The sequence below is a fragment of the Telluria sp. B2 genome, assembly GCF_051789535.1.
GTDB lineage: Bacteria > Pseudomonadota > Gammaproteobacteria > Burkholderiales > Burkholderiaceae_D > Telluria.
The window spans coordinates 1340387-1355447 of sequence record NZ_CP196525.1; the positions used below are offsets into that span (position 1 = coordinate 1340387).

At 63.7% G+C, this 15061-nt stretch carries 13 protein-coding genes; all 13 read right to left on the reverse strand.

Features of this window, described 5'->3' with window-relative positions; all coding sequences use genetic code 11:
* Window positions 1–66: 66 nt before the first annotated feature.
* The 13 genes from ACSUZJ_RS06035 to ACSUZJ_RS06095 all read right to left on the reverse strand — a co-directional run bounded on the left by ACSUZJ_RS06035 (window position 67) and on the right by ACSUZJ_RS06095 (window position 15047).
* Window positions 67–1077, reverse strand: a complete 1011-nt coding sequence (locus tag ACSUZJ_RS06035) for an XdhC family protein (RefSeq protein WP_499414236.1) — start codon at window positions 1075–1077, stop codon at window positions 67–69.
* A 384-nt stretch (window positions 1078–1461) separates the two neighbouring features.
* Entirely contained in the window at window positions 1462–2550 is a 1089-nt protein-coding gene (locus ACSUZJ_RS06040; protein WP_499414238.1) for a M48 family metallopeptidase, read from the reverse strand.
* A 13-nt stretch (window positions 2551–2563) separates the two neighbouring features.
* On the reverse strand, window positions 2564–3013 hold the full coding sequence (gene dut, locus ACSUZJ_RS06045) for a dUTP diphosphatase (protein ID WP_499414240.1): 450 nt from the start codon (window positions 3011–3013) through the stop codon (window positions 2564–2566).
* Between the two features lie 18 nt (window positions 3014–3031).
* Complete coding sequence (gene coaBC, locus ACSUZJ_RS06050; protein WP_499416459.1) at window positions 3032–4252, reverse strand: bifunctional phosphopantothenoylcysteine decarboxylase/phosphopantothenate--cysteine ligase CoaBC; 1221 nt, start codon at window positions 4250–4252, stop codon at window positions 3032–3034.
* Window positions 4253–4289: 37 nt separating this feature from the next.
* Complete coding sequence (gene lspA, locus ACSUZJ_RS06055; protein ID WP_499414242.1) at window positions 4290–4808, reverse strand: signal peptidase II; 519 nt, start codon at window positions 4806–4808, stop codon at window positions 4290–4292.
* A 69-nt stretch (window positions 4809–4877) separates the two neighbouring features.
* The gene (gene ileS / locus ACSUZJ_RS06060) at window positions 4878–7775 is read right to left on the reverse strand and encodes an isoleucine--tRNA ligase (protein ID WP_499414244.1); all 2898 of its coding nucleotides are present in this window, start codon (window positions 7773–7775) and stop codon (window positions 4878–4880) included.
* Window positions 7776–7844: 69 nt separating this feature from the next.
* Window positions 7845–8858, reverse strand: a complete 1014-nt coding sequence (locus ACSUZJ_RS06065) for a bifunctional riboflavin kinase/FAD synthetase (RefSeq protein WP_499414246.1) — start codon at window positions 8856–8858, stop codon at window positions 7845–7847.
* 174 nt (window positions 8859–9032) lie between these two features.
* Window positions 9033–10262, reverse strand: coding sequence for a tetratricopeptide repeat protein (locus tag ACSUZJ_RS06070; protein ID WP_499414248.1), 1230 nt, complete (start codon window positions 10260–10262; stop codon window positions 9033–9035).
* Window positions 10263–10331: 69 nt separating this feature from the next.
* Complete coding sequence (locus ACSUZJ_RS06075; protein ID WP_499414250.1) at window positions 10332–10763, reverse strand: ExbD/TolR family protein; 432 nt, start codon at window positions 10761–10763, stop codon at window positions 10332–10334.
* A gap of 69 nt (window positions 10764–10832) precedes the next feature.
* Window positions 10833–11264: an ExbD/TolR family protein gene (locus tag ACSUZJ_RS06080; protein ID WP_499414252.1), complete on the reverse strand. Its 432-nt coding sequence runs from the start codon at window positions 11262–11264 to the stop codon at window positions 10833–10835.
* A gap of 36 nt (window positions 11265–11300) precedes the next feature.
* The gene (locus tag ACSUZJ_RS06085) at window positions 11301–12233 is read right to left on the reverse strand and encodes a MotA/TolQ/ExbB proton channel family protein (RefSeq protein ID WP_499414254.1); all 933 of its coding nucleotides are present in this window, start codon (window positions 12231–12233) and stop codon (window positions 11301–11303) included.
* Between the two features lie 82 nt (window positions 12234–12315).
* Window positions 12316–12978, reverse strand: a complete 663-nt coding sequence (locus tag ACSUZJ_RS06090) for an energy transducer TonB (RefSeq protein ID WP_499414256.1) — start codon at window positions 12976–12978, stop codon at window positions 12316–12318.
* 542 nt (window positions 12979–13520) lie between these two features.
* Window positions 13521–15047, reverse strand: coding sequence for a SpoVR family protein (locus ACSUZJ_RS06095; RefSeq protein WP_499414258.1), 1527 nt, complete (start codon window positions 15045–15047; stop codon window positions 13521–13523).
* Window positions 15048–15061 lie beyond the last annotated feature (14 nt).

Below are 15061 nucleotides of genomic sequence, written 5' to 3' on the forward strand. Positions count from 1 at the left end.
ACGTATCGTGAGGCGCGGCGCCGGACCGCGCACCCTGTTTGTTGCTATCGAATCGGGGAGCGCATTTTAACGGGCGCAGCCGGCAGTGCCGGCCGGCTGCGGCGCGGCCGCGTGCGGCACCAGCATCGCCGCCGGGACTCCGTTCTTGACGGCGGTCATTTCAGCCAGGATCGCGATGGCGATCTCGGCCGGAGTCTTGCTGCCGATGTAGAGGCCGATCGGACCGTGCAGGCGGTCGAGCTGTTCGTCGCTGAGGTCGAACAGCTTGAGGCGTTCGCGGCGTTTTGCATTGTTCAGGCGCGAGCCGATCGCGCCCACATAAAAGGCGTCGGATTTCAGCGCTTCCATCAGGGCCAGGTCGTCGAGCTTCGGGTCGTGCGTGAGCGCCACCACGGCGCTGCGCGCGTCCAGGCGCGACTCGATGACAACGTCGTCGGGCATGGCGTGCAGCAGTTCGACGCCGGGCAGGTTCCAGTCGGCGCGGTATTCCTCGCGCGGATCGCATACGGTGACGCGGTAGTCCATGCCGCTGGCAACTTGCGCCAGGAAGCGCGACAGGGGACCGGCGCCGATGATGATCAGGCGCCAGCGCGGCCCGTGCACGGTGTGGAGGATGTCGTTCTCGACGCGCAGCACCGCGCCCGGCGCAGCGGGGGCCAGCGTGACGGCGCCGCTGTTCAAATCGAGGCGGCGTTCGAGCAGCTCGCCGCCCTCCAGGCGATCGAGCAGTTCGCGCAGGCCGCTGCCGGCATGCAGCGGCTCGATGGCGAGCTCGATGGTGCCGCCGCAGGGCAGGCCGAAGCGGTGCGCGTCGTCGGCGCTGATGCCGTAGCTGAGGATGTGCGGCTTGGCGTCGGGCGAAATTCCCTTGGCGCGCACGTTCTCGATCAGGTCGTCCTCGATGCAGCCGCCGGAGACCGAGCCGATCACGCGACCATCGTCGCGCACCGCCAGCGTCGCCCCGATCGGACGGGGGCTCGAGCCCCAGGTCTTGATGACGGTGACCAACTCGCAGCGGTGGCCTGCGGCGAGCCAGCCGGCGGCGGTCTTGAGTACTTCCAGGTCGAGGCTATCCATGATTCCGTGTGCTGGCGCGGCTGGTAAAGGATGACAATGATACAAAAAAAGCCGGCGGGGCGTCGGAGGGGAGGAGAAGGGCCGCGTGGTTGCGTCTGGACGCGCAGTCGATGTGATTGGCGTACGGCTGATACGAAGTCAACGCAGTGCAGATATTCGCGTGGGCAGTGGGGCTGGCTAAATGCCGGCACCACAAAGTGCCCACCCTACGATTGGCGCTCCGACTTCGGTTGAAATGATCGGATCGCTGACCGTAGGGTGGGCACGCCGTGCCCACGCGGAACGATGCGAATTGTTGCCGCGTTTTGCACGGCGACGCATGCAAAACCGGCCGCGTCCCAATGCGGGTCCGCGGCCGGTTTATGCACGAAAAACGCTGACGAACTACGGCGTCAACGGCTTCTTCGCCGCGCGCTTGGCCTTGACGTCGGCCACGGCCGCGTCGATCGCCGCCAGGCGCGAGGCCAGCGCCGGGTGGTTCGCCGTGTGCCCGTTCGCCACGCTGGCCGGATACGCCGCGGCAAAGCGTTTCCAGAATGCCGACACGCCCTCGACGTTGTAGTCGGCGCGGGCCAGCAGGTACACCGCGAGACGGTCCGCCGCCGCGTCCAGGTTGCCCGGCATGGCCTTGATGCCGGCGCTGCCGCCCATCATGGCCAGGTCCGGCGTCACGCGCGTCAGGTTGGTGATGACGCTGTCGATCGTCGCCGAATTGCGCTGCGCCGCCGGGTGGCCCAACATGTTGTGCGCCATGGTGCGCGCCAGCACGTAGGCCAGTTCGTCGTCGCTCTTCGCCACGCCCATCATGCCGCGCGTGACCATCACGCGCTGGCCGTCGGCATAGGCGTTGACGTTGTCCGCATTGCCCAGCTCGATCGCGAAGCTGCAGGCGCGCGTGACCGGGATGCTCAGGTCGCGGTTGCGGCCGTCGCGTTCGACCGTCAGCGGCAGGGTCGGCTGGGAAGCCACGATCGGTCCGAACACGGCGCCGGCGCCGGACAGCGCGTTCGGTCCGGTCGGCAGCGGTTTGCCGCCGGCCGCGACCAGGCCATCGCCCAGGCGCAGGCCCGCTTTGGCGGCGCCGCTGCCGGCCAGCACGCCGGTGACCTGCAGCCGTTCATCCATCCCGAAAACCAGGTGCGCGGCCTCGTTGTATTCGCCTGGATACGAGTAGCGGTTTTTCGCCGTGAAGCCGAGCAGGTTGCGCGCATGCTTGGTACACAGCTCGGCGTTGTCGATCAGGAGCGGCGCGGCCACGCGGTACAGGCGGTCCTGCAGCGCGGCCATCTTGCGCAGCGTGTCGGCCGCGGCGGCCATCTGGGGCGTGAGCTGCTGGCCTTGCGGCGTCTCGGCGCCGGGGCGGCCGGGCTGTCCGCCGGCCTGGCCAAACTGGCCTGGCGTCGTACAGGCCGACAGCAGCAGGGCGGTAAAGACTGCCAGCGCCCCCGGGCGCAGGCGATGGATGCGGATCATGGTCCTCCTCGTGTTATTGTTTTCCGGTGCTGCCGAACCCTCCGGCGCCCCGTTCGCTCGTTGCGAACTCCTCCACCACGTTGAAGCCAACCTGCAGCACCGGCACGATCACCAGCTGCGCCAGCCGGTCCAGCGGCTGCAGGGTGAAGGCGACGTGGCCGCGGTTCCAGGTCGAGACCATCAGCTGGCCCTGGTAGTCGGAGTCGATCAAGCCTACCAGATTGCCCAGAACGATGCCGTTCTTATGGCCGAGCCCACTGCGCGGCAGGATCATGGCCGCATAGCCGGGGTCGGCCACGTGGATCGCCAGGCCGGTCGGCACCAGCACGGTCTGGCCGGGTTCCAGCACGAGCGGCGCATCGATGCAGGCGCGCAGGTCCAGGCCCGCGCTGCCGGGCGTTGCATAGGCCGGCAGCAGGTCTTTCATGCGAGGGTCGAGGATTTTTACGTCAACAGTCTTCATGCAAATACTTTGTGTGATTCAGGTGAGCAGCGAGCGTTGTTCGAGGCGCTTGCCGATTTCGGAAATGAGCTGGCGCGCCAGGGTCAGCTTGTCGGCGCGCGGCAGCACGGTGTGGCCGGTCTCGTCGAACAGGACGATGGAATTGTCATCCTGCCCGAAGGTGTGATGGCCGATGTTGCCCACCAGCAGGGGAATGCCTTTTTTCTCGCGCTTGGCCGCGCCGTACTCGACCAGGTTTTCCGACTCGGCGGCAAAGCCGACGCAGTAGGGCCAGCCGGAGAGGGAGGTGGTGGCGGCCACCGAGGCCAGGATGTCGGCGTTCTGCACGAACTCGAGCTGGGGCGCGGCGCCGCCTTCCTGCTTCTTGAGTTTCTGTTCGCTGGCGTTGGCCACGCGCCAGTCGGCCACCGCCGCCACGCCGACGAAGACGTGCTGGCCTTCCACTTGCGCCATCACGGCGTCGTGCATCTGCTGCGCCGACAGCACGTCGATGCGCCGCACGCCGTACGGCGTCGGCAGGGCCGTCGGGCCGGATACCAGCGTGACCTCGGCGCCGGCTTCGCGCGCGGCGCGGGCAATCGCATAGCCCATCTTGCCCGACGAGAGATTGGTGATGCCGCGCACCGGATCGATGGCCTCGAAAGTCGGCCCGGCCGTGATCAGCACCCGCTTGCCGGCCAGGACCTTGTGCTGGAATGAAGCCACGAGTTCATCGAGCAGCTGCTCGGGTTCGAGCATGCGGCCCAGGCCCGTTTCGCCGCAGGCCTGTTCGCCCGCGGCCGGGCCGAAGAGCTTGACGCCGTCGCCCTGCAGGGTGGCGACGTTGCGCCCTGTTGCCGGGTTCTGCCACATCTCGACGTTCATCGCCGGCGCGACCAGCAGCGGCACGCCGTGCGGGCGCGCCAGGCACAGCGTGGAGAGCAGGTCGTCGCATGCGCCGTGCGCCAGCTTGCGGAGGAAGTCGGCCGAGCAGGGCGCGACCAGGACCGCGTCGGCGCCGCGCGTGAGATCGATGTGCGCCATGTTGTTGGGCATGCGCGCGTCCCACTGGTCGAGCCAGACCGGATTGCCGGACAGCGCCTGCATCGTCACCGGACCGATGAAATGGGTGGCGGCGTCGGTCATCACCACGTGCACCTTCGCGCCCTGCTTGACCAGTGCGCGGCACAGTTCCGCGGCCTTGTAGCAGGCCACGCCCCCGGACAGGCCGAGGACGATCTTCTTGCCCTTCAGGTCCATGCTCATGTCGGACTCCTTCTTCTTTCTCAGTGCTTGCTCAGTGTTTGTTCACGCGGCGCAGTTCATCGAGGATGAACAGGAAGGCGCCGATCGAGATGCCGATGTCGGCGACATTGAAGGCCGGGAAGTGGCCGACGCCCTGCCAGTAGAAGTCGAGGAAGTCGATCACGTGGCCGTAGGCGACGCGGTCGATCACATTGCCGACGGCGCCACCCAGGATCAGCGCGAGCGCCCAGCAGAACAGGCGCTGGCCGGCGTTGCGTTTCAGGAGGTAGAGGATGAAGCCGATGGCGCCGATGGCAATCGCGGTGAAGAACCAGCGCTGCCAGCCGCCCTGGTCGCCGAGAAAGGAAAAGGCCGCGCCCGGGTTATACACCAGCACCAGGTTGAAGAAGCTGGTCACCGGCAGGGTTTCGCCGTAGACGAAGAGCTTCGAGATGGTGATCTTGGTCAGCTGGTCGATCAGGATGACGATGAAGGCGATGCCCAGCCACGGGGTCATGCCGGCGCCGGATTGGTGGACCGTGGAGATGCTCGGTTTTTTCTTGGTTGCCATTGGATTATCGGATCAGATGTGAAAAAACCGCCATGCCGGGGTGCGACATGGCGGTTGCTTTACCAGCTGTTACGCGAAGCGGCGTGCTTCGCCGGCGCCGAACAGGTTGGCCACGCAGCGGCCGCACAGGCCCGCGTGCTCGTGGTTGTGGCCGACGTCACGGCGGTAGTGCCAGCAGCGCTCGCATTTTTCTGCTTCCGACGGGGTCACGGTCACCGCTTCGCTGGCGGCGTCCGCCACCTGCTCCACGCTGGCCTGCGAGGTGATGAAGACGAACTTCAGGTCGTCGTCCAGGCTGGCCAGCAGGGCGTACTTGTCGCCGGCGGCCTTGATCGACAGTTCCGCCTGCAGCGAGGAGCCGATCGCGCCGGCAGCACGCACTTCCTCGAGCTGCTTGGTCACGTCGGCACGCACTGCGCGCAGCGCGGCGTATTTGGCCAGCAGCGCTTCGCCATCCGCCAGTTCCGGGAAGTTCCACAGGGTCTGGGTGAAGATGGTCTCGTCGCTGTCCGCATAGGCTTGCTGGCCCGCGAACACGGCCCAGGCTTCCTCGGCGGTGAAGGACAGGATCGGCGCCATCACGCGCAGCAGGGAATGAGCGATGTGCCACAGCGCGGTCTGGGCCGAACGGCGCGCCGTCGACGCCACGCCGGTGGTGTACAGGCGGTCCTTCAGAATGTCGAGGTAGAAGCCGCCCAGGTCTTCCGAGCAGAAGTTCTGCAGGCGCGCCACGACCGGGTGGAACTCGTAGCGTTCGAAGTGCGTGGCGATGTCGCGTTGCAGCTTTGCCGTCTCGGCCAGCGCATAGCGGTCGATCTCGAACATCTCGGCGACCGGGACGGCATCTTTTGCCGGGTCGAAGTCCGAGGTGTTCGCCAGCAGGAAGCGCAGGGTGTTGCGGATGCGGCGGTAGGCTTCCGTCACGCGTTTCAGGATCTCTTCGCTGATCGCCAGTTCGCCCGTGTAGTCGGTCGAGGCCACCCACAGGCGCAGGATGTCGGCGCCGAGCGAGTCGGAAATCTTCTGCGGCGCCAGAGTGTTGCCCAGCGACTTGGACATCTTCTTGCCGTTTTCGTCGACCGTGAAGCCGTGGGTCAGCAGCGCCTTGTAGGGCGGGGTGCCGTTCAGCATCGACGAGGTCAGCAGGGACGAGTGGAACCAGCCGCGGTGCTGGTCCGAGCCTTCCAGGTAGAGGTCGGCCGGGAAGCTCGACTGCTCCTTGTGCGAGCCGCGCAGGACAGTCTCGTGCGTCGTGCCCGAGTCGAACCAGACGTCGAGGGTGTCCTTGTTCTTTTCGTAGAGGGCGGCCTCATCGCCCAGCAGCTCGCGCGGATCGAGCGCCTGCCAGGCGTCGATGCCCTTCTGTTCGATCAGCCTGGCGACCTGTTCCAGCAGTTCCGGGGTGCGCGGATGCAGCTCGCCGGTTTCCTTGTGGATGAAGAAGGCCATCGGCACGCCCCACTGGCGCTGGCGCGACAGGGTCCAGTCCGGACGATTGGCGATCATGCCGTGCAGGCGCGCCTGGCCCCAGTCCGGGAAGAACTGCGTTTTCTCGATACCGGCCAGGGCGGTTTCGCGCAGGGTGGCACCGCCGTCCTTCGGCGTGATGTCCATGCCGGCGAACCACTGGCTGGTGGCGCGGTAGACGATCGGGGTCTTGTGGCGCCAGCAGTGCATGTAGCTGTGGTCGAACATCTTGAGTTCGAACAGGGCGGAGGCAGCACGCAGCGCTTCGCAGATCGGCTTGCTGGCTTCCCAGATGGTCAGGCCGCCGAACAGGGGCAGGGTCGAGGCGAAGCGGCCGTCGCCCATCACCGGCTTCAGGATCTCGTCGTCCTTCATGCCGTGGGCCTTGCAGGACTGGAAGTCTTCCAGGCCGTAGGCCGGCGCCGAGTGCACGATGCCGGTGCCGCTGTCGGTCGTGACGTAGTCCGCCAGGTAGACCGGCGAAGTGCGGTCGTAGAACGGATCGGCCGCGTGCAGCGGGTGCTTGAAGCGCAGGCCGCCCAGCTTCTCGCCGGTAGTGGTGGCGATGACGCTGCCTTCGAGCTTGTAGCGCTGCAGGACGGATTCGACCAGGTCCTGGGCCAGGATCAGCAGCAGGGGCTCGCCATCGCGCTCGGCCTGCACCAGCGCGTAAGTCACTTCCGGATGCACGTTCAGCGCCTGGTTCGACGGGATGGTCCAGGGCGTGGTGGTCCAGATGACGATGAAGCCGTTGGTCGTCGGCAGTTGCGCCAGGCCGAAGGCGGCCGCGACCTTTTCCGGTTCCGCGAACGGGAAGCCGACGTCGATCGCCGGGTCGCGCTTGTCCTGGTATTCGACTTCCGCTTCGGCCAGGGCCGAGCCGCAATCGAAGCACCAGTTGACGGGCTTCAGGCCGCGGTAGACATAGCCCTTGTCCAGCAGCTTGCCCAGGGCACGCAGCTCGTCGGCCTCGTTACCGTAGGCCATGGTCATGTAGGGGTTGTCCCATTCGCCCAGCACGCCCAGGCGGATGAAGCCGGCGCGCTGGCGGTCGATCTGTTCGAGCGCGTAGGCGCGGGCTTTCTGCAGCACCTCCGCGGTCGGCAGGTTCTTGCCGAACTGTTTCTCGATCTGGATCTCGATCGGCATGCCGTGGCAGTCCCAGCCCGGCACGTAGGGCGCATCGAAGCCGGCCATGGTACGCGACTTGACGACCATGTCCTTCAGGATCTTGTTGACGGCGTGACCGAGGTGGATGTCGCCGTTCGCATACGGAGGACCGTCGTGCAGGATGAACTTTGGACGGCCGGCGGCCGCCTTGCGGATGCGCTGGTAGATCTTCTTGTCCTGCCATTGCTTGACCCAGCCCGGCTCGCGCTTGGCAAGGTCGCCGCGCATCGGGAAGGGGGTGTCGGTCATGTTGACCGGGTATTTGCTCTCAGGCTTCTTCGCGCCCTTTGGGGCAGGCGCGTTCTGGACGGGTTTGCTGTTTTCGGACATATGCTTCTTCAAGAGGGATGTTCGGAGGTGGCCAGCCAAGGGCGGCCGCGCAAGCGGGTGGCTTGCGGTTCAAATTCGGTCGGTCGCGGTCAGTGCGCCGGCGCGGGTCGTTTCGTCGCAACTGTTGCGCGCATCGCCCGCATCGCGCGCCGCAAACCAGGCGCGGGCCTGCTCGGCGTCGCGGTGGATCGCTGCGGTCAGGGTGTCGAGGTCGACGTATTTTTCTTCGTCGCGCAGCTTCTGCAGGAACTCGACGCGCACCAGCTTGCCGTAGCAGGGCTGGTTGTAGTCGAAGATGTGCACTTCGAGCAGCATGCGGCCGGCGTCCTCGACGGTCGGGCGCACGCCCAGGCTGGCGACCGCCGGCAGCGGACCCTCGGCGAGACCATGCACCTGGACCACGAAAATGCCCTGCAGGGCAGGGCGGTGCATGACACGCAGGTTCAAGGTCGGGAAGCCCAGGGTGCGGCCGAGCTTCTGGCCGTGGATGACGTGGCCGGAAATCGAATACGGGTGGCCGAGCAGGGCGCAGGTGGCGTCGAGCCTGCCTTCGGCGAGGGTGGCGCGCACCGCCGAGGACGAAATGCGCTGCTCGCCTTCGCGCACCGTGGGCAGGGTCTCGACATGGAAGCCGTAGCGCTTGCCGGCCTCGATCAGCATGGCGACGTTGCCGGCGCGTTTGGCGCCGTAGCAGAAATCGTCGCCCACCATCAGCCATTTCACGTGCAGCCCTTCGACCAGGATGCGTTCGGTGAATTCCTGCGGGCTCATGGCCGCGAAGTGTTCGTTGAAATGCTCGACGATGACGCGGTCGATGCCGCCCTGTTCGAGCGCCTCGAGCTTGTCGCGCAGGTTGGCGATGCGTGCCGGGGCGCGGCTCAGGTCGCCGCTGCGGTGCGCAAAATATTCGCGCGGATGGGGCTCGAAGGTCATCACGGCCGCTTCCAGCCCGAGCGCATCGGCGGCCGCCCGCACGCGCGCCAGCAATGCCTGGTGGCCGCGGTGGACACCGTCGAAGTTGCCGATCGTGAGGGCGCAGGGCGCACGCGCCTGGTCGTTGGGAAGTCCGCGAAATACCTTCATTGGTTCAGAGTGCCGCAAGAAGCCTGCACGTCAATCCGGGGTGAAATACCTGATTATACGGTAAAGGCTTGTTGCACAGCGGAAGAGGAGGGGATGGCGCCGGTTACCGCGTCGGCAGGCGAAAAAAAACGCCGCCCCGGAGGACGGCGTTTTCACGTCGGAGAACGCGTTGAATCAGGCCAGCGGCTTGTTGATGGCCATGATCCAGTAGCGGGCCAGGTCGGCAGTGCCTTCCTTGCCGCCCACGGTGCGCAGGGTCGAGATGGCCTGCTGCTTCTTGCCGGCGACAGCATAGGCTTCGCCCAGGCGCAGCTTGGCTTCGTCCGGACGGCGCAGGTTGCCGGCCTTGATGGCGGCTTCCATCATCTTCAGACCCTTGTCGGCCTGGCCGGACTGCACCAGGCTGTAGCCCAGGCCAACCAGGCTGTCGTTGTCCTTGGCGGCCGTGTACTCGGCTTCCAGGGCGGCGATGCTCTTGTTCTGGTCGGCCAGGGTCTTCTCGGCCAGGTCCTTCAGGCGCTTGTGACGCTCGGCATCCGGGCCGGTGCCCAGGGCGCCGCTCTTGTAGCCCTTGTCGATGACCTTCAGCGCTTCGGCCGGGGCCTTCGCCTGCAGCACGAGCTGGGCCATTTCCATGAACTCGCTCGGCTTCTTCATCAGGTTGTTGGCCAGCTTCAGGCGGTAGACGTCGACCGACAGGCGGCTGGAGAAGCCCGGCTTGCCCTGCACGCGGTTCAGCAGGTCGTTCCAGTACTGGGCCTTCGGATAGTTGGCAGCCAGTTTCTCGATGGTGTTGACGTAGCCGACCTTGTCGTTCTTCTTGAGCTGGATGTTGGCCAGCATGCCGAGCATGTCTTCGTTCATGCGGCCAGCCTTCTCGGCGGCGCGCAGCTCGGTTTCCAGGGCAGCGATGTTGCCCTGCTTGTAATAGTTCTGCAGCAGGTAAGCGCGCAGTTTCGGATCGTCGCGGTCCTTGAGCTGGCGCTGGATGGCTTCGTTTGCCTTGTTCAGGTCGCCGGCGCGCATGTAGATGCCGATCAGGCCTTCCGAGAACTGGGCGCGTTCGCCGGCCGACAGCTTGCCCGAAGCGATCAGGGCTTCGAAGGCCTTGGCGGCGGTGTCGTAGTCACCAGCCGACGAAGCTGCCGAGGCGCGCACGCGCTCGATCAGGAAGCTTTCGTTGGCGGTCTTGTTGGCGACCTTGTCCGCTTCGCGCAGTTTTGCCAGGGCATCCTTGTGCTTGCCCTGTTTCATCAACGCCTGGGCTGCCTGCAATGGCTTGCCAATCTCGGCGCGCACGGCTTCTGCCGCGTGGGCAGGGGCCAGGCCGATGACGGGGGTAGCTGCGGTGAAACCGAGGGCGGCCAGTGCGAGGCCGAGGTGTGCGAGACGGAATTTGCTCATGTGTCGAAAATCCTCTTTGAAAATGGACACGGCAGGGAAACCCTGCCGTGTTGGTCAAACCTGGTGCGGTTACTGGAACTGCTCGTTACCGACCATGCCGATCTTGGTGACGCCGAGACGCTGGGCGGTAGCCATGACACCGGCAACAACCTTGTACTCGACCAGCTTGTTCGGACGCAGGTGCACTTCCGGCTGGTTGGGTTGGGCTGCCACTTCATTCATCTTGGCTTCCAGGGTCGCACGATCCGGGACAACCTGGCCGTCCCACAGAACGGTGCCGTCGAAGTCCACGTCGATCGTCACAACCCGGGGTTCTTCCGTCTGCGGCGGCGGGGTGCCGACTGGCATGTTCAGATTGACCGAGTGGTTTTGCTTCGGAATCGTGATGATCATCATAATGATCAGAACGAGCAGGACGTCGATCAGCGGCGTCATGTTCATTTCCATCATCGGTTCCGGATCAGCTCCTTTGGCGGAGCCTGAACCTACGTTCATACCCATGGTGTTTCCTTTTCAAATGTTGGGGGGCGGTTGCGGACCAGGCCGTGGGCCCGGTCCGCAGGAGGCTTATCAGCCGCCTTTATCAGGTGGTTCGATGACGAAACCGACCTTCTGCACCCCAGCACGTTGTGCCGTGTAGATCACCCGACCGATCGATTCGTAGCGAGTTTCCTGGTCGCCACGAACTTTCACTGCAGGCTGCGGCACTTTCACCGACTGCTCCGCGAGGAACTTGAACAATTCGTCCGTATTCGCGATGCGGGTCTGGTTCCAGTACATCTCACCGTCTTTGTTGACGGTGATGTTGATGTCTTCCGGCGCGGTCTTGGTGACCTGGTTCGTTTCCGCCGGGAGTTTCACCTGCTGCAGCTTCAGGACCACCGGGCTGGTGATCAGGAAGATGATCAGAAGAACCAACATGATGTCGACGAGCGGCGTCGTGTTGATCTCTGACATCACGGCATCATCATCTCCGGAATCGGAGCCGACACTCATTGCCATAATTTATCCAATCTAGTCTTGTGAAGACAGGCGCAATTAGCCGATCTTCTTGGCCGAGGCAGCAGCGCGAGCAGCTTCCGAGGTGTTCATCGCGCCCGAGATCAGGACCGAGTGCACGTCGGCGCTGAACGAACGGATGTCTTCCATGGCCGACTTGTTGCGGCGGACCAGCCAGTTGTAGCCCAGAACGGCCGGAACTGCAACGAACAGACCGAAGGCGGTCATGATCAGTGCTTCACCCACAGGACCTGCAACCTTGTCGATCGAGGCGTTACCCGACATGCCGATGTTGGTCAGTGCGTTGTAGATGCCCCAGACGGTACCGAACAGACCGATGAACGGCGAGGTCGAACCAACGGTTGCCAGGAACGACAGGCCGTCTTGCAGACGCGACTGGACGCGGTCCACTGCGCGCTGGATCTGCATGGTCACCCAGGTCGACAGGTCGATCTGCTCGAGCAGGGCGCCGTCGTGGTGCTGGGTTGCCTTGGTGCCGGTTTCAGCGATGAAGCGGAATGGCGAACCTTCTTTCAGCTGGGCCGAGCCGGCTGCGATCGAGTTGGCTTTCCAGAACTTCTGCGAAGTTTCCTTCGACTGGCGCATGATCTTCGACTGGTCGATCAGCTTGGTGATGATGATGTACCACGAACCCATCGACATCAGCGACAGGATGATGATGGTGCCCTTGTTGACGAAGTCGCCTTCTTCCCACATGGCCTGGAAGCCATACGGGTTGTGGACTTCTTCTTTGTCGCCAGCAGCGGCGGCCGGAGCGGCGTCGCCTGCCGGAGCAGCGGCTGCGTCAGCGGCCGGAGCGGCAGCTGCGTCGGCCGGAGCGGCTGCCGCCGGCGCTTCTGCGCCTGCTGCCGGTGCGTCGGCGAAGGCCGGTGCCGAGACCAGAGCCGATGCCGCCGTAACCGAGAACAGGACAGCCGCCAGGACAGCGGACAAACGGGTATTCTTAAACATGCTTCCTCCAGAGATATAAAATAGACAGTTCGCTGATCAAATGACAACGAAAATCATAATGTGAGACGGTGCTCTGTCCCGGTTATTGTTCCAGCGACCAGACGTACTGTACTGGAGCCCAAGATTGCTGAGGCTGACCGTTGACGACGGCCGGCTTGAAGCGGCACTTGCCGATGGCTGCCTGAGCTGCCCTGTCCAGATCACGCGAACCGCTCGATTTCGTGATCTTGGAATCGATCGCACGACCGTCTACGCCGATCAGGAACGAAATCGTCGTGACGCCTTCTTCTTCGTTACGTGCTGCCGATTTCGGGTACTCCGGCTTGGCGCAGCTGCTGAAGTCCGCGACTGCCGGGGTGCTGACCGGACCTGCTGCCGGCGCCGGCGGTGCCGGTGGGGCAGGCGGAGCCGGAGGCGCCAGGTTGGTCGTCGGCGGCGGCGTGTTCGTTGCAGCCTGAATCACGTTCTGCGGCGGCGGCGGTTGCTGCACCTGAACCTCGACCGGCGGGATGAACGGCGGTGGCGGTGCCTTCATTTCCGGCGGCGGCGGCGGCGGTGGGGTTTCCGGTGGTGGCGGCGGCTTCACCTCTTCGATCAGCTTGGTCTCCACTGCTTCCTGTACCTTCGTGATCACCTTCGTACCGAGACCATTGATGATCCCCCAGGCGACCAGGACGTGTAACAGGACCACAATGGTGATACCAGTGAGATTCTTCCCCGGTTCCTTCTCATGTGAAAAATTCATGCCTGCTTTCTCCAATACCAACTCTTTTTGTTGCTACTAAACCCACAAAACACGACGAAAAGACAAGGCCGCATCCGGGACATCGGCGAATTATACCTACGAATTCTTTTTTGCACAGGTATTTTTAAGGCCCCGAAACGCTCGTAACTGCCTGTAAATCCAAGCAATACAGCTCATCCGGACGCACGCCTGTTGTGCAAAAAAGCGCACCAAAAAACGAGCAAAAATTACAAGATTGCACCTTGTTACTTGGTCTACTGTGGAACATCAGGAAAGACTAGCCCTTTTACCAAATTTTGCACGCCGATTTTGCCTGATGGCAAATATCATATAGTGCAATGCTGAGCTTTTTGCAAACTATAGCCAGTTTTGGCGAAGGCGGGCGTGCGTTAGGTAACACAGCCGGCGGGGTGACGGGGCATGCGTATGAGCCCGGGTGATGGGAAAACGATTTCTTGATATGGCTCAGTTAAGAGCTTGCCGGAAGGCATGTATCCATCTGGATACATACCTTCCGGCCCCCGGCGGGGCGCTTAGCCGCTTCAGTGGTTATGCTTCTCGCGGCGGCATTCGATGAAGCTGACCACGTGCCCGCTGGTGTCCACCGTTTCGAGGCGCACGTCGAAACCCCAGAGGCGGGCGACGTGCTTGAGCACTTCCTGGGCCTGGCCGTTGAGCGGGCGGCGCTGGAACTGGGTATGGCGCAGCGTCAGGGCGCGGTCGTCACGCGTATTGACCTGCCAGACCTGGATGTTGGGCTCGCGGTTGCCGATATTGTATTGCTCGGCGAGTTGCTGGCGTACGTAGCGGTAGCCGGCTTCGTCGTGGATCGCCGAGATCGTCAGCTTGTCGCTGCGGTCGTCGTCGAGCACGGCGAAGAAATGGAAGTCGCGGATCAGCTTGGGCGAGAGGTATTGGGCAATGAAGCTCTCGTCCTTGAAGTTGCGCATTGCGAAGTCGAGCGTCTTGAGCCAGTCGCTGCCGGCCATGTCCGGGAACCAGGCGCGGTCTTCGTCGGTCGGGTTCTCGCAGATGCGGCGGATGTCGCTCATCATCGCAAACCCGAGTGCATACGGATTGATGCCTGAATAATAAGGACTGGTCGCCGCCGGCTGGAAAACCACATTGGTATGGCTTTGCAGGAACTCGAGCATGAAGCCGTCGCCGACGATCCCCTCTTTATATAGTTCCTGCAGAATCGTGTAGTGCCAGAAGGTGGCCCAGCCTTCGTTCATGACCTGGGTCTGGCGCTGCGGGTAGAAGTATTGCGAGATCTTGCGGGTGATGCGCACCAGCTCGCGCTGCCAGGGTTCGAGCAGCGGCGCATACTTCTCTATAAAGTACAGCAGGTTTTCTTCCGGCTCGGGCGGGAAGCGGGGTGGCGGCGCATCGCGTTCCTGTTCCTCGCGCCGCGGCACGGTGCGCCACAGGGCGTTCACCTGGGACTGCGCATATTCCTCGCGCTCCTTCTGGCGCGCCGCTTCCTGGGCCACCGACAGTTTCGCCGGGCGCTTGTAGCGGTCCACGCCGTAGTTCTGGATCGCGTGGCAGGAGTCGAGCAGCTCCTCGACCGCATCGATGCCATAGCGCTGTTCGCATTCGGCGATGTAATTCTTGGCAAACACCATATAGTCGACGATGGCCTCGGCGTCGGTCCAGGTGCGGAACAGGTAATTGCCTTTAAAGAAGGAATTATGGCCATAGGCCGCATGGGCGATCACCAGCGCCTGCATCGTCAGGCTGTTTTCCTCCATTAAATAGGCGATGCAGGGATTCGAGTTGATGACGATTTCGTAGGCCAGGCCCATCTGGCCGCGCTTGTAGCTCTTTTCCGTCGTCAGGAAATGCTTGCCGAACGACCAGTGGTTGTAGGACACCGGCATGCCCACCGAGGTGTAGGCGTCCATCATCTGCTCGGCGGTGATGATCTCGAGCTGGTTGGGGTAGGTGTCGAGGCCGAACTTGCGGGCCACCCGGCGGATTTCTTCGTGCGCCTGTTCGATCAGGTCGAAAGTCCACTCCGACTGTTCGGGCAGGGCACGGGGGTTATCAGTGCGATCGTCTGGCATGGTCAGAACTCCCT

Bases quoted from the DNA above. Each gene is read 5' to 3' on its own strand.
- coaBC (WP_499416459.1), bottom strand. From the start codon at position 4,252: ATGGACCTGAAGGGCAAGAAGATCGTCCTCGGCCTGTCCGGGGGCGTG.
- lspA (WP_499414242.1), bottom strand. From the start codon at position 4,808: ATGGCAACCAAGAAAAAACCGAGCATCTCCACGGTCCACCAATCCGGC.
- ACSUZJ_RS06080 (WP_499414252.1), bottom strand. From the start codon at position 11,264: ATGGCAATGAGTGTCGGCTCCGATTCCGGAGATGATGATGCCGTGATG.
- ileS (WP_499414244.1), bottom strand. From the start codon at position 7,775: ATGTCCGAAAACAGCAAACCCGTCCAGAACGCGCCTGCCCCAAAGGGC.
- ACSUZJ_RS06065 (WP_499414246.1), bottom strand. From the start codon at position 8,858: ATGAAGGTATTTCGCGGACTTCCCAACGACCAGGCGCGTGCGCCCTGC.
- ACSUZJ_RS06040 (WP_499414238.1), bottom strand. From the start codon at position 2,550: ATGATCCGCATCCATCGCCTGCGCCCGGGGGCGCTGGCAGTCTTTACC.
- ACSUZJ_RS06075 (WP_499414250.1), bottom strand. From the start codon at position 10,763: ATGGGTATGAACGTAGGTTCAGGCTCCGCCAAAGGAGCTGATCCGGAA.
- ACSUZJ_RS06090 (WP_499414256.1), bottom strand. From the start codon at position 12,978: ATGAATTTTTCACATGAGAAGGAACCGGGGAAGAATCTCACTGGTATC.
- ACSUZJ_RS06095 (WP_499414258.1), bottom strand. From the start codon at position 15,047: ATGCCAGACGATCGCACTGATAACCCCCGTGCCCTGCCCGAACAGTCG.
- dut (WP_499414240.1), bottom strand. From the start codon at position 3,013: ATGAAGACTGTTGACGTAAAAATCCTCGACCCTCGCATGAAAGACCTG.
- ACSUZJ_RS06070 (WP_499414248.1), bottom strand. From the start codon at position 10,262: ATGAGCAAATTCCGTCTCGCACACCTCGGCCTCGCACTGGCCGCCCTC.
- ACSUZJ_RS06035 (WP_499414236.1), bottom strand. From the start codon at position 1,077: ATGGATAGCCTCGACCTGGAAGTACTCAAGACCGCCGCCGGCTGGCTC.
- ACSUZJ_RS06085 (WP_499414254.1), bottom strand. From the start codon at position 12,233: ATGTTTAAGAATACCCGTTTGTCCGCTGTCCTGGCGGCTGTCCTGTTC.